15 protein-coding genes and 1 tRNA gene are annotated in these 14,092 nt (G+C 36.5%); 7 read left to right on the top strand and 9 right to left on the bottom strand.

Features of this window, described 5'->3' with window-relative positions; translation table 11 throughout:
• Positions 1-366: 366 nt before the first annotated feature.
• The 5 genes from AAV96_RS01765 to AAV96_RS01745 all read right to left on the bottom strand — a co-directional run bounded on the left by AAV96_RS01765 (position 367) and on the right by AAV96_RS01745 (position 2,497).
• Entirely contained in the window at positions 367-585 is a 219-nt protein-coding gene (locus AAV96_RS01765; protein ID WP_004661818.1) for a cold-shock protein, read from the bottom strand.
• Between the two features lie 396 nt (positions 586-981).
• The gene (locus AAV96_RS01760; RefSeq protein ID WP_004661817.1) at positions 982-1,191 is read right to left on the bottom strand and encodes a cold-shock protein; all 210 of its coding nucleotides are present in this window, start codon (positions 1,189-1,191) and stop codon (positions 982-984) included.
• Positions 1,192-1,681: 490 nt separating this feature from the next.
• Positions 1,682-1,891, bottom strand: a complete 210-nt coding sequence (locus AAV96_RS01755; protein ID WP_004661816.1) for a cold-shock protein — start codon at positions 1,889-1,891, stop codon at positions 1,682-1,684.
• Between the two features lie 107 nt (positions 1,892-1,998).
• Entirely contained in the window at positions 1,999-2,232 is a 234-nt protein-coding gene (locus AAV96_RS01750) for a hypothetical protein (protein WP_004661814.1), read from the bottom strand.
• Positions 2,233-2,420: 188 nt separating this feature from the next.
• A tRNA-Met gene (locus AAV96_RS01745) sits at positions 2,421-2,497 on the bottom strand.
• A gap of 319 nt (positions 2,498-2,816) precedes the next feature.
• Here AAV96_RS01745 and ruvC point away from each other — a divergent pair.
• The gene (gene ruvC / locus AAV96_RS01740) at positions 2,817-3,362 is read left to right on the top strand and encodes a crossover junction endodeoxyribonuclease RuvC (RefSeq protein ID WP_005159580.1); all 546 of its coding nucleotides are present in this window, start codon (positions 2,817-2,819) and stop codon (positions 3,360-3,362) included.
• 90 nt (positions 3,363-3,452) lie between these two features.
• Here the strand turns inward: ruvC and AAV96_RS01735 are convergent, their stop codons facing one another.
• Both AAV96_RS01735 and AAV96_RS01730 read right to left on the bottom strand, forming a co-directional pair.
• Complete coding sequence (locus AAV96_RS01735) at positions 3,453-3,950, bottom strand: hypothetical protein (protein ID WP_046738082.1); 498 nt, start codon at positions 3,948-3,950, stop codon at positions 3,453-3,455.
• A gap of 8 nt (positions 3,951-3,958) precedes the next feature.
• Positions 3,959-5,449 (bottom strand): bifunctional ADP-dependent NAD(P)H-hydrate dehydratase/NAD(P)H-hydrate epimerase, encoded by a 1,491-nt coding sequence (locus tag AAV96_RS01730; RefSeq protein ID WP_046738081.1) that lies wholly within the window; start codon positions 5,447-5,449, stop codon positions 3,959-3,961.
• A 22-nt stretch (positions 5,450-5,471) separates the two neighbouring features.
• Between AAV96_RS01730 and queG the strand changes: the two genes are divergently transcribed.
• On the top strand, positions 5,472-6,587 hold the full coding sequence (gene queG / locus AAV96_RS01725) for a tRNA epoxyqueuosine(34) reductase QueG (RefSeq protein ID WP_046738083.1): 1,116 nt from the start codon (positions 5,472-5,474) through the stop codon (positions 6,585-6,587).
• Between the two features lie 87 nt (positions 6,588-6,674).
• Positions 6,675-7,664, top strand: a complete 990-nt coding sequence (gene bioB / locus AAV96_RS01720; RefSeq protein ID WP_005159575.1) for a biotin synthase BioB — start codon at positions 6,675-6,677, stop codon at positions 7,662-7,664.
• A gap of 44 nt (positions 7,665-7,708) precedes the next feature.
• Here bioB and AAV96_RS01715 read toward each other — a convergent pair whose 3' ends face one another.
• Complete coding sequence (locus tag AAV96_RS01715) at positions 7,709-7,921, bottom strand: hypothetical protein (RefSeq protein ID WP_004661803.1); 213 nt, start codon at positions 7,919-7,921, stop codon at positions 7,709-7,711.
• Between the two features lie 131 nt (positions 7,922-8,052).
• Positions 8,053-8,400, bottom strand: a complete 348-nt coding sequence (locus AAV96_RS01710) for a hypothetical protein (RefSeq protein ID WP_046738080.1) — start codon at positions 8,398-8,400, stop codon at positions 8,053-8,055.
• A 464-nt stretch (positions 8,401-8,864) separates the two neighbouring features.
• On the opposite strand from AAV96_RS01710, the gene AAV96_RS01705 reads away from it, so the two are divergent.
• The 4 genes from AAV96_RS01705 (at position 8,865) to AAV96_RS01690 (ending at position 13,851) form a co-directional block, all read left to right on the top strand.
• Positions 8,865-9,398 carry a fimbrial protein gene (locus AAV96_RS01705; protein ID WP_005215828.1) on the top strand — a complete coding sequence of 178 codons (534 nt, stop codon included), beginning with the start codon at positions 8,865-8,867 and terminating at the stop codon, positions 9,396-9,398.
• A gap of 85 nt (positions 9,399-9,483) precedes the next feature.
• Complete coding sequence (locus AAV96_RS01700) at positions 9,484-10,218, top strand: molecular chaperone (RefSeq protein WP_005215826.1); 735 nt, start codon at positions 9,484-9,486, stop codon at positions 10,216-10,218.
• Between the two features lie 64 nt (positions 10,219-10,282).
• The gene (locus tag AAV96_RS01695) at positions 10,283-12,838 is read left to right on the top strand and encodes a fimbria/pilus outer membrane usher protein (RefSeq protein WP_046738079.1); all 2,556 of its coding nucleotides are present in this window, start codon (positions 10,283-10,285) and stop codon (positions 12,836-12,838) included.
• The gene (locus AAV96_RS01690; RefSeq protein ID WP_046738078.1) at positions 12,835-13,851 is read left to right on the top strand and encodes a fimbrial protein; all 1,017 of its coding nucleotides are present in this window, start codon (positions 12,835-12,837) and stop codon (positions 13,849-13,851) included. The genes AAV96_RS01695 and AAV96_RS01690 overlap by 4 nt, the downstream gene beginning before the upstream one ends.
• The last annotated feature ends 241 nt before the right edge of the window (positions 13,852-14,092 follow it).

Genomic DNA, 14,092 nt, shown 5'->3' with positions numbered 1-14,092 from the left:
AAAAAAGCACCCTAAGGTGCTTTTTTCACTAGAAGCTCGTTGCGATCAAAACTACGAAACTAAACAACAACGTACCTATAGATCGTTTACAATGTACATGAACTTCTTGCTCAAACCCTTGAGTCAATTGCTCTAAGTTTTCCATAACTTTGCGCTCATTTAATGTACGGCAATTGTTAATTTGCCTAAATAATCCACTAGTTAAAATTAGCAAAAAGTCTAATAACATGCTAGGGCATTTTTTTAACCAAAAGGTTAAATTGTGACAAAAATAGGTACATTACAAGAAATAATGATGATTAAAATTTATAGATACTATCCGAAAATTAAAAAAGCTCACTATTGTGAGCTTTTTTAATTAGATGTTTAGTTTTGAGCAATTACTGTAATACCAGTTGCTTGAGGTCCTTTTTTACCATCAGCAATAGTGAATGAAACACGTTGCCCTTCGTGTAAAACCTTAAAACCGTTACTTTGGATTTCACTAAAATGAGCAAATACATCTTGCCCAGAATCCGCATGAATAAAGCCAAAACCTTTAGTTTCATTGAACCATTTAACTGTACCAGTCACAGTGTTAGACATATACTTAACCTATTAGAAATATTTGGAATGCTTAGTAGCAAGTAACTTGGAATCATAAACTCTGAGATTAAATCTGATAACACGAAAGGTTTATCTAAACTACGAGATGAAAGATTTTCTGAATCAACAGTGTTATTCTTCTAGTTATTATTCAATATACACCACTTTACTTTTTCGGCACAAACATTATCTAACTCTAGATGAAAGATTGGAATAAATTAGTTATTTTACTAAAAAATCCTCTTAAAAAACAACCTCTTTCAGCATTTCAAAAATTGTAAAATTTCATTTATTTCAATCAAATAATTATATTTAAAAATTATTTTGATGCTTTTCTCGCACATAAAAAGCATCAAAAAAGCCCACATATGTGAGCTTTTTTTACTGGTCTAAAAATTAGATAACAGTGATGAGAGTTGCTTGTGGTCCTTTCTTACCTTGACCAAGTACGAAAGAAACGCGTTGGCCTTCTTGTAATACTTTAAAACCTTTGCTTTGGATTTCGCTGAAGTGAGCAAAAACATCTTGGCCAGAATCAGCTTGAATGAAACCAAAACCTTTAGTTTCGTTAAACCACTTAACAGTACCAGTAACTGTATCAGACATACTTTTAAACCTTTTAAAATTTGTTCATTTATAAATTAAATCAAAATTTTCATTCTGACTTAACTTAATCTATCTTTATTTGACAGATACTGCAAGCATAGCAAATTTTAAGTCATACGAGATAGTGGCTTAATGGAAGTATTGAAAGTTTTATCTCTTGAATGAATGAGGTTAAACTTTAATAAGCCAAATTATATAAAAATAACATTCTTTGCTAAATCAAAAAATTAGCATTGATGGTCTAGTTACACAATCTATAAAAGTTAAGATTTACTGACAATAGATCATAAAAAATATTTTATCTTTCCCATTTAAGATTTTCTTATATACAAATTTACTAATTGCTTTCTTATACAAAATTCAACTTTTGGGCAGAAGATCAATTCCTGTAAAGTTTAGCATCTCATGCAAAGTAGGATTAGAAATCAAAAGATAGTTTTTAGATATAAAAAAAGCCCACATAAAGTGAGCTTTTTTTCAAGCAATCTTATTAGATAACTTTAATTGTAGTTGCTTGTGGTCCTTTTTTACCTTGACCAAGTACAAACGAAACGCGTTGGCCTTCGTTTAATACTTTGAAACCATTGCTTTGGATTTCACTGAAGTGAGCAAAAACATCTTGGCCAGAATCAGCTTGAATGAAACCAAAACCTTTAGTTTCGTTAAACCACTTAACAGTACCAGTAACTGTATCAGACATACTTTTAAACCTTTAAACTTTGTTCATTTATGAATTAAATCAAATTATGAATATTGATTTAACCCAATCTATCTTTAACCAATAGATACTTCAAGTGCGTAAATTATCTATATTAATCGATAAAGCTGATTAACATCGGTATAGAAGCTTTTCCCATCTAGATTAAAATCGACTTCTCGACCCGACTCTAGCTGGATTTTCTTTCCAACCTCTACCCATTTGAAACCGTCCAACGTATTTTGTTGACGTTTCATCGGGATAATTTGCACACAAATTTCATTGCCATTGCTGGCTTTGGCTACACGCCATTCATTAATAATTTTCAACACAAAATCACTCATTTCTGAGCTCAAGTGATCGATTTGGATTTACTATAACGCTAGATATATGGAGAGAGGTAAACTACAATTCTAGAATCTAATAATTTTTAGCTTTCTTTAGGGTTATTTCAGCTAACTTAATTGCCGTCTAATCTTTCAGATAACAACAACTCAATAATCACAGAGCTAATATTCAATTAACTTTAAAGTGGTAGCGGGAGCTGGATTTGAACCAACGACCTTCGGGTTATGAGCCCGACGAGCTACCAGACTGCTCCATCCCGCATCAACATCTTGATCAACATCTTGATCAATGAGATGCTTTATACGCCCATCTCCCCCACAATGCAATTTTTTTTTAGAAAAATCACATAATTTGCTTCCTAACGCTCAAATTAAACACAAATTGACTAAAAACCAACCAAAATAAGTCTTACTAATTGATCTGTTCGAAAAAGAACGAATTTTGGAATATGTACTCAATAAAACCAACTCTGTTTAATAAATACACTATTTTCTTATAATTCAAAATCCTACAAAAATATTATGCATCGAAAAGCCTGCTATGTAACAATATCAACAATCTTTCATTTTTATAGTTCGACATGTCATTAATTATTGGTATTGATCCTGGTTCACGCTTAACAGGTTATGGAATTATCGAAAAAGATGGCAATAAACTACGTTTTGTCGATGCGGGAACTATTCGTACTGAAACTCAAGCAATGCCTGAACGACTAAAACGTATTTTTGCAGGTGTTGAACGTATTGTTAAATTTCACGGGCCTACTGAGGCTGCCGTTGAACAAGTTTTCATGGCGCAGAACCCTGATTCTGCGTTAAAACTTGGACAAGCCCGTGGTGCGGCAATTGCGGCGTTGGTCAATTTAGACCTACAAGTCGCGGAATATACTGCTCGTCAAATCAAACAGTCAGTGGTGGGTTACGGCGCTGCTGAAAAAGAGCAAGTACAAATGATGGTAATGCGTTTATTGAACCTAAGCATTCAACCACAAGCTGATGCAGCCGATGCGTTAGCTGCTGCAATCTGTCATGCCCATGCTTCAGGCAGCATGAGCAAAATGGCAGTGTTAAATGCGCTCGGTGGTATGGCTCGGGGACGGAGTCGTTCAAGTAGTAGAAGGCGTTAAAAATTATTGTCACCATCTAGCTTCAGTATTATTTACAAATAAAAGAGATTTTGCAGTCAATCAACAGTCTAGAAATTTCTTGAATTATATTTACATATTTTTGAAAATTTCATCTATAGCCTCATACAAAGATTCAGCAATATTGAAAATTTCTGGAATATCTCTCAAATGAGATGGCATATATTCTTCATATTCATATTTGTACCTACTTCTGATAAAAATATGTGAATACAATTCCAAATCATCTTTCAAACATCTATTTAACTTTTCAGAATAATATTTGTTCAAATATTCAAACAACACTTTATGTTGAAGATCATTGTAATTAAACAACTTCCCTAGATGATGTCCATTCTTATTACCCGTTTTAATAGTTCTAGTCTGTTTTTCATCATACAAAACTTTTACATCAAAACTTTTTAAAAATAGCTCAAGAGATAAACCTAGTAAAGTTAAAGTCGCATAGGGATAACATTGGGTATTATTGTAAGTTAATAGAGCTGCCTGAAAATACTCTTTTCCATGTAAGAAAATAGCAGAGTTATTCATTGCATATCTTGTTCTGATAATTTCTTTTAAGTCTTCCATTGAGAACCTTAATTAATATTAACCACTGTGTAAATCATTTTGCCCATTTCGTGTGCTTGCAAACCCCTCATACCATTTTCAGCCAGTAAATCCCCTGCCTGTGCATGCAAACTCACAATTTCATGCAATGCGACTTGCTCATGAAATTGTGCTTTTAAACTGGCAATCATACCTGCCAACACATCGCCCATGCCTCCTGTTCCCATTCCTGCATTACCTTGGGTACAGATAAATAATGCAGCCTCTAAGACCAAGCTACCTGCACCTTTAAGCACCCATTGCCCTGCATATTTTTGTTGTAACTTATGAATCGCAACAATACGATCCTGCTCAATATCACCTGCTGAACAACCCAATAAAGTTGCTGCTTCACCAGAATGTGGGGTTGCATAGACATGTGTATTTAATTGTTGTGGATGTTTTGCCAAAAACCACAACCCATCTGCATCTAATACCACTTCTAAATGTGAATTTTGATTGAGTAAATTGAACCACTCTAGATAAATCTGCTCTGCCCACTCATCTCGCCCTAAGCCCATTCCGAAACAGACGGCATCAATTTGAGTTAATAGGTGTTGGATCGATTCTTGATCTAAAGCATTAATATCTCGCACCATAATATTCGGTGAACGCGCAAGAATAGCTTGATGATGTTTGGCATGACAGACCACACTGACTTTCCCTGCTCCAGCATGAAACGCTGCTTCAGCAGACATAATCACCGCTCCGCCCATATCCGCATGACCACCAACGACAAGCACATGCCCATAACTTCCTTTATGTCCAAAAGCTTGGCGTTTCGGTAATACAATTTTTTCAGACGACAGATATGCAAGTGGTTTTAATTCTGTATCAATTGGGATCAAACTAACTAAATGCAGCTTTCCCACATATTCCTTGCCTTGCCCAGTAAACAGCCCTGCCTTATAACCTAAAATTGTAAAAGTTTGATCTGCCTGAATTGCACAGGGTAAAGCCTGACCTGTATTCGCATGTAGTCCACTCGGAATATCGATAGCAATCTTTAAACCAATCTGTGAGTTAAATAACTGGATGATCGACTGCCATTTCTGATCAAGCATTCGATTGAGACCAATGCCAAACAGAGCATCAATATGACAATCAAAAGTTGGAATTTCTTGGTGATTCGCATTTTCTGACAATAAATAATCGATGCTTTGAATATCAACTCGATTTAACAGTGCATATTGTACAGCTTGTTTTAAATCTAAAGATTGACCGAGTTCAGCTGCATAAACTGTGATGTGAAATCCATATTGCTTTAGAAAAGCAGCGATATAGTAACCGTCACCTGCGTTATTACCTTGTCCACACCAAATTGCGATCTTTTCAATTTTATTTTTATTAAATGGTGCAATTAACTGTTGTGAGATTGTCCAAGCTGCTTGTTGCATCAGTCCTAAAGATGAATTTTGCTGCGCAAACCAACGCTGCTCCCATGCTTGAATGCTTTGGCTATGGTAAACTGAACGTTGCATGTTATCCCCTAATTATTGGTTTATGGCTTCAACCACATCGTCTGAAAAATCACTTGATAAAATTGAGCTTCAGCAGCTTGATCCTCAAGAACTTAAAACGTGGATAAAAACTCAAGCTTTAGACTTGGGCTTTTCTGATTGTGTCATTGCCAAACCTGATGCTCAAGATCAAATGCCACGTTTTAAAGAATATTTAAAACGGGGTTACCATGCTGATATGCACTACTTGGAAGAGAATTTAGAAAAACGTGCTGATCCAACATTGCTTGTGCCTGGGACTAAAAGCATTATTTGTGTGCGGATGAACTATCTTGTGGCATCACCTAAGCCCCGTTATGTACCATTTGAACCAAATTCAGCCATTATTGCACGCTACGCGCGCGGTCGTGACTATCATAAAGTCATGCGTGGTCGACTTAAAACATTAGCCAGTCGTATTAAAGAAAAAGTGGGCGATTTCGAATCACGCCCGTTTGCGGACTCAGCACCTATTTTTGAAAAATCACTTGCTGAAAGTGCAGGTATGGGTTGGACAGGAAAACATACTTTACTCATTCATAAAAAATCAGGTTCTTTCTTCGTTTTGGGTGAGCTATTTACTTCTCTTGACCTCCCTTTTGATCAACCCGCAACAGCCCATTGTGGCTCATGTACTGCTTGCATCGACATTTGCCCAACACAAGCGATTGTTGAGCCTTATATGTTGGATGCAAGGAAATGTATTGCTTACTTAACTATTGAATATAAAGGAATCATTCCTGAAGAGTTACGTTCAGGTATAGGTAATCGTATTTTTGGTTGTGATGATTGTCAGTTGATTTGTCCGTGGAATGGCTTTGCTAAAACTGCGTCAATTCCAGACTTTGACCCAAGACATAGTTTAGATGACATTAGCTTGTTAGAGATCTGGCAATGGGATGAAGCGACTTTTCTTGCTAAAACAGAAGGTAGTCCAATTCGCCGCACAGGCTATCAATCCTTTAAACGGAATATTGCAATCGGCTTAGGAAATGCTCCATACTCGGCTGAAATCGTGAGCCAATTGCAAGAAGCAAAAGCTCTACACGATGAGATTGTCAATGTACATATTGAGTGGGCAATTCAACAACAATTGCAGCAAATAAACGTACCTGAATAGAAAAATGATGTTTTTTGCCCTTTGGCTTTGGCACGATTTCTGTATGATTAATCTCAATGTTTGTAATCAATCATCATGGATATAACAATGACTTTACGTAATGACTGGACTCGTGATGAAATCCAAGCTTTATATGATCAACCTTTTCTAGACTTAGTATTCAAAGCACAAAGTGTTCATCGTGAGCATTTTCAGCCAAATACCATTCAAGTCAGCACACTGCTTTCAATCAAAACAGGTAAATGCCCGGAAGATTGTAAGTATTGTTCTCAATCTGCACATTACGACTCAAAACTAGAAGCAGAAAAGCGTATTGCCGTAGATAAAGTCATTCGTGAAGCTCAAACAGCAAAAGATTCTGGCTCTTCACGTTTCTGTATGGGCGCTGCTTGGCGTAATCCACACGAACGAGATATGCCCTATGTATTAGAAATGGTTCGTGAAGTAAAAGCACTCGGTTTAGAAACTTGTATGACTTTAGGTATGCTCAATCAGTCACAAGCTGAACGCTTAAAAGATGCTGGTTTAGATTATTACAACCATAACCTTGATACCTCTCGTGAATACTATTCACATATTATTAGTACGCGTACTTTTGATGATCGTTTAGATACATTAGATCATGTACGTCAAGCGGGTATGAAAGTATGTAGTGGTGGTATCGTCGGATTAGGTGAAAGTCGTAATGACCGAATTGGTTTATTACAAGAACTTGCAACTATGCCTGTACATCCTGAATCAGTGCCAATTAATATGCTTGTACCGATCGAAGGTACACCGCTTGCTGAAGTTGAAAAGTTAGATGTGACCGAATGGATTCGTACTATTGCTGTTGCTCGCATTATTATGCCTCATAGTTATATTCGATTATCGGCAGGACGCGAATCACTCAGTGATTCAGATCAAGCGCTTGCATTCATGGCAGGTGCAAACTCGCTTTTCTCTGGTGATAAGTTATTGACTACGCCTAATGCTGGAGAAGGTAAAGACCAAATCCTATTTGCTAAATTAGGTTTAACAGCAGAAAAACCGAAACCAACTGTTGCTGAACTCTCCGTAGATGCTATGAGCGCATAAACAAAAAAAGCCTTGTTATTTGACAAGGCTTTTTTTCGATCATATTAAATTGATGTCACTAAAATGCCGTATTTAGCATTTAAAAACATTCCTACGCGAATGATATCCACACCTGCTGCATGTGTGACTGACAACTCTTGAGTATGTACATCAAAATGGAAAGAATCAAAAATATCCTGATGCTGCATCAACCATAGAATGGTATCAGTCGTACTTTCATCCACCTTATAAGTTTCTGACTTAAAATCTTTATCCATACTATTCAAATATCTTTGCTTGATCTATTTATCATAAACAATCAATGGCTTTTATGCAGCTTGTAAAAAAAACACTTAGCCAAAGGAGATTAATAGCTAAGTGTATAAAAGAGGAAATGATGATGGATTTATCAAGCTGCCAAAGGACTCACAATAATTTGACCTGCCTTTAAGCTTTCAACCGCTTTAGGATTAAATTCGAGTGTTAATACATGATTATCCAAATGCAAATGATAGCTACGAATCAATGGCTGTGAACCTTCATCAGTTTCAAGTACATATTCATCAGCAATATTTAAAATACCTTCTAAATTCGTAGTGCTCGATGCACGATCATGACTAAACAAATCGTAAATTGTATGTAAGTTAAAACTCGTTTGCTGTTCAAAAGGATGCGCTTTTAGATAACTTTCCAAGAAGAGAACAAACTTATGGGCAAAGAAATAGTAGTTTGGTTTATGTGTATAAAGCATATTCATGAGTAGCTCCTTTCGATGTATTTTTCATCTAATCATGACTAAAAAACTAAGGATTCAACCTTAAAAAATTCTTAAAGAAAGTTTGGCGTTTTTGTTAAGAATGTAATTCTAGTGCTCATTTTTCATTCGTTATTTTGAAGCTGTAATAAAAAATTAATATAAAAAAACGGCTATTTTGAATAAAAAATAAACAAATAGTGCATTATTACTTACAAAATAAGACATTAAATTTCACATAATTTATCTAAAATTCACAAAACAAAAATCGTTTTAAAAAAGAACTATAAAATAAACAATGAGTTATTTTTTCTAAAGTTTTAGCATCAAGCAAAAACACAAAAGTGTGACACAGTTTGCATTTTTTAATTTAAATGATATATTTCGCACATTACTTATTCAGCGCAATAATTAACTGAAAAAGTAATCTAATTCAAACTTTAAGCTGATGTATTAGAGAAATTATTATGAAAAAACTTGCTTTGATCGCTACTCTTTCAGTTGTAGGTATTGCTAACGCTCAAGCCGCTGATGGTACTATCACTATTAATGGTTTAGTTACTGACCAAACTTGTAAAATTGTCACTCCTGCGGGCAAAGATTTTACTGTTACTCTTCCAACAGTTTCTAAACAAACATTAGCTGCTACAGGTGATGTTGCTGGCCGTACCCCTTTCCAAATCAAACTTGACCAATGTTCAAAAGGTAAAGTTGCAACTTATTTTGAACCAGGTGCAACTGTTGACTTCTCTACAGGTCGTTTAAATAACCAAGCTGTTGGTGGTGCAAATAACGTTAAAGTTCAATTGTTAGGTAGCAACAACCAATTTATTCCTGTGCTTGCAACAGGTTCAAATGGTGCTCAAGCGAACTCTCAATGGGTTGACGTTGTAGACAATGGTAGCGCTGACTTGAACTACTATGCTGAATACTATGCAACTGGCGCTTCTACTGCTGGTAAAGTAAGTACTTCAGTTCAGTACACAATCATTTATCAATAATTTATTGATAATCTCTGCGAATTTCTAAAATTTAGAAATTCGCAGTTTGTTATAAAAATATATTGCGGTAATAGAGTAAGTATAAATGACATTGAACAGTTACAATATTTTGCTTGGTTTAGCGATATCTTCCGTTTTTGCTGTAAGCACAGCTCAAGCAGAAATTATCTTACATGGTACTCGCGTTGTGTATCCGTCTGACGCTCGTGAAGTGACTTTGCAAGTAAGTAACAATGGTTCAAAACCATCGCTTGTTCAAGCATGGATTGATGATGGTGACCCTAAAAGTACACCAGACCAATCTAAAGTTCCATTTATGATTACCCCACCTATCTCTCGTGTCGATCCAACTAAGAGTCAATCTCTTCGTATCGCAGCTCTTCCAAGCGCAACACAATTAGATCAGAAAAAAGAAACGGTATATTGGTTAAATGTATTAGATATTCCACCAAGACCAACAGCAAATAGCAAAGAAGCTGTTCCAGATAATTTTTTGCAACTTGCAATCCGTTCACGTATTAAATTTTTCTACCGACCTGCTGGTATTAAAGAAGACGCTAATTTAGCTGCTGAAAAACTGCAATGGATTAGAAATGGTCAGACCTTAACGGTCAAAAATCCAACCCCATTTCACGTTACGATGACTGCCGTATATCAACTTAATGGTACTCAGCCAGTTGATCTCTTACCTAAAGGCTTAATGCTATCGCCTTTTAGCGAAGACAAAGTGCAGTTAAAAACTGCAAATACTGAAAAACTAAGCTTTATTAGTATTAATGACTATGGCGGTCGTATTGAGCACCAAATTAAGCTTCAATAACAAAGATATTTACTTACCAAGCGATAAATTATTGAGTACCTATCGTTGAATAGGCGAAAGAATTATGTCAAATAAGAAAGCTTCTGCTAAGTTCCTTAAACGTCGTATTTGTTATTACCTTACTTCTGGGATAATTACAATTACGATGCCTATGGCTGTTTACTCAGCAGAACAAACAAAAGAACAAGCACCAATGGAAGCAGAATTTGACTCTGTTTTCTTAATGGGTGATGCTCAGAAAGTTGATATTTCACGTTTCAAATATGGTAATCCAGTCCTACCAGGTGAATATAGCGTTGATGTTTATATCAACGGAAACTGGTTTGGTAAAAAACGGATGGTTTTCCGCTCTACTGAACAAAATCAAAATGCTTACACATGTTTTACCGCAAATTCATTACTTGAATATGGCGTAAAACAAGAAGTTTTGGTCAATCGTACCGAAACCACGGCTCCAAATGCATGTTATAAAATCGAAGAATGGGTAGAAAATGCTTATTACGATTTTGATACTTCACGCCTACGAATTGATGTTTCTATTCCACAAATCGCATTACAAAAAAATGCGCAGGGTTATGTCGATCCGAGTGTCTGGGATCGAGGTATTAATGCTGGCTTTTTGTCGTATAACGGAAGTGCTTATAAAACATTTAACAAGTCTTCTGGTCAACAAGAAACGACAAATGCTTTTATTGGTCTAACAACAGGCGCCAATATTGGTGGTTGGCAGTTTAGACATAACGGTCAATGGCAGTGGCAAGATAACAAAGAATCAGAAAAAAAAGGCTCAAATTACGAAGCTGTCAGTAGCTATGCCCAACGTGCTTTTCCAAATTATCGTGGCGTTCTCACTTTAGGTGATAGTTTTACTAACGGCGAAATTTTTGATTCTTTTGGGTATCGTGGTGTCGATTTTTCTAGTGATGATCGGATGCTGCCAAACAGTATGATTGGTTATGCGCCTCAGATCCGTGGTAATGCAAAAACTAACGCAAAAGTTGAGATTCGACAACAAGGTCAATTGATTTATCAAACCACTGTAGCTCCTGGTCGTTTTGAAATTAATGACTTATATCCAACTGGATTTGGCGGCGAACTCGAAGTTTCGGTTATTGAATCAAACGGTGAAATTCAAAAATTCGCTGTGCCTTATGCCTCAGTCGTTCAAATGCTACGTCCTGGTTTAAGCCGTTACTCGCTCACAGTGGGTGAATTTCGCGACCGAGATATAGATTTAACGCCGTGGGTAACGCAAGGTAAATATCAGCGCGGTGTTAATAACTACCTAACAGCATATACTGGTTTCCAATTAGCAGAAGATTATGGGTCTGCACTCGTCGGAGCCGCTTTTGCTACACCAATAGGTGCAATTTCTCTAGACGTAACTCACTCACAAGCAGATTTCAAAAAACAAGAGTCTCAATCTGGTCAGAGTTTTCGCTTAAGTTACAGTAAATTAATTGCTCCAACGGATACGAATTTAACACTTGCAGCATATCGCTACTCTACAGAAAACTATTACAACCTTCGTGATGCAATTCTAATCCGTGACCTTGAAGAAAAAGGCGAAAATACTTATGCCGTTGGTAAACAACGTAGTGAGTTCCAAATTACGCTGAACCAAGGACTACCCGAAGGTTGGGGTAATGTCTATGTTGTTGGTTCATGGATTGATTATTGGAATCGTAGCGAATCAACCAAGCAATACCAAATTGGTTATAGTAATAATTATCAAGGTATTACCTATGGTATTTCAGCTGTAAATCGCCAAATAGAATACGGTTCAAATCGTAGTGACCAAGATACTGAATATTTAGCGACAATCTCCTTCCCGCTAAGCTTTAAGAAAAACTCTGCGAACGTGAATACCACCATTGCAGATAATAATCGTACTGTGGGTGTAAGTGGCGTGGTGGGTGATCGTTTCAGCTACGGTGCGAGTATGTCTCACCAAGATCGTAATGATCCTAGCTTTAACGTCAATAGTCGTTATAGAACTAATTTTGCAACAGTTGGCGGATCTTATAGTTATGCAGAAGACTATCAACAAGCAATGTTAAGTCTAAGCGGTAGTATTGTTGCACATTCTCAAGGCGTCCTATTTGGGCCAGATCAAGGGCAGACCATGGTTCTAGTCTATGCACCAGACGCTGCAGGTGCAAAAGTCGGTAATACCGTTGGTTTAAGTATTAATAAAGCGGGTTATGCTGTTATTCCTTATGTTACGCCATATCGTTTAAATGACATTACCCTTGACCCTCAAAACATGTCTACAAATGTTGAACTAGAGGAAACTAGCCAACGTATTGCTCCTTTTGCAGGTGCAATTGCAAAAGTAGATTTTTCAACAAAAACTGGTTATGCAATCTATATCCAAAGCAAACAGGCAAATGGAGAAAGTTTACCTTTTGCTGCTCAAGTCTATAACAAAGACAAAGAAGCTGTGGGCATGGTTGCACAAGGAAGCCTAATTTATGTTCGAACAAAATTACCTCAAGATACACTTTACGTTAACTGGGGTGATGAAGCGTCTGAGCAATGTCAGGTGAGCTATGATGTTCGTTCTCAACTAGATAAAGATCAACAAAATATGATCATGACTGAGGCAATTTGTAAATGAAGAAAATTCTAATTACTGGTGCTTTATTTACGGCAGGTTTTGGTTTTAATACGGCGGCGAATGCATTTTGTACACTCAGCTCTGGCTTCAGTACAGTTGATATTTCTATGGCTGTAGGTCGCGTGGTTGTACGCCCAAGTGATCCTGTTGGGACTATTTTGCGTAAAGCAACGTTTCCAATCAATCCCAATGGCTCAACACTAAGATGTACTTCAAGTGCTGATCGAATTTACGCAGATTTATCGCAAAGTTATCCAATTAGTCCTTTAGGCGATAGTATTTATTCAACCAATATTGCAGGAATCGGTATTCGACTATATCGTGAAGCCGAAAATGCAACCAATTTCTCTGGATATTATCCCTACTCGCGCAGTCTATCACCTGGAACACTGTACAATTTAGCACAAGGCTACTTTGTTGTTGAGATTGTTAAAACAGCATCACAAACTGGATCTGGTGCCCTTGTTCCGGGTAGATATAGTACCTATTACGTGACTGGACAAAACAGTCGTCCATTTTTAACCAGTACTGTTTATGGTAACGCCATTACTATTGCTTCTTCTTCATGTGAGCTACAAGGCAACATCAATAAAACAGTTCAGCTTCCAACGGTAATGAAATCTGGTTTTAAAGGGGTTGGTTCGACTCAAGGCGAACAAGCATTTGATTTGAATATCTTATGTAATGGTGGTATCAACCCAACAGGTTACGAAGAAAAAACTCAGGTTAGTTTAAGCTTCGATTACACCCAAGATGGCAGTAATAACCAAGTTTTAACCAATACCGCACCGACTGCAACGAAAGCGAATGGTGTTGGGGTTCAACTGATCTCAAATTACCAAAACATCAATAAGGTGATTGCTCGTGGCGACAAACTTGCGCTGGGTACGGTTAAATCAAATGAAGTCATTCAATACAATGTTCCATTAGCTGCTCGTTACTATCAAACAGCAACAACTGTCACTGCTGGAACTGTACGGGCGATGGCAACGGTCACCATTCAGTACGATTAAAACTTTAATTCCCAACTTACCTAACCCCAAATCTAGTCATTACCTTGGGGTTTTTATTTATTTGAAATAAATCACACTAAATAAAAAAATATTGATACTGTATATATAATTAAAAACACGCCAAAATTATCATTACCCAAGCAAAATTAAACATACATCACATTTTAAATAAATATTTTTATCATAATTAATTTCAATATTGCCTTAATAATAAATTTCATGTTAATTAATAATAAATACA

The sequence above is a fragment of the Acinetobacter sp. AG1 genome (genome assembly GCF_001005525.1).
GTDB classification, from domain to species: Bacteria; Pseudomonadota; Gammaproteobacteria; order Pseudomonadales; family Moraxellaceae; genus Acinetobacter; species Acinetobacter modestus.
This window is presented reverse-complemented; position numbering and strand designations above follow the sequence as displayed.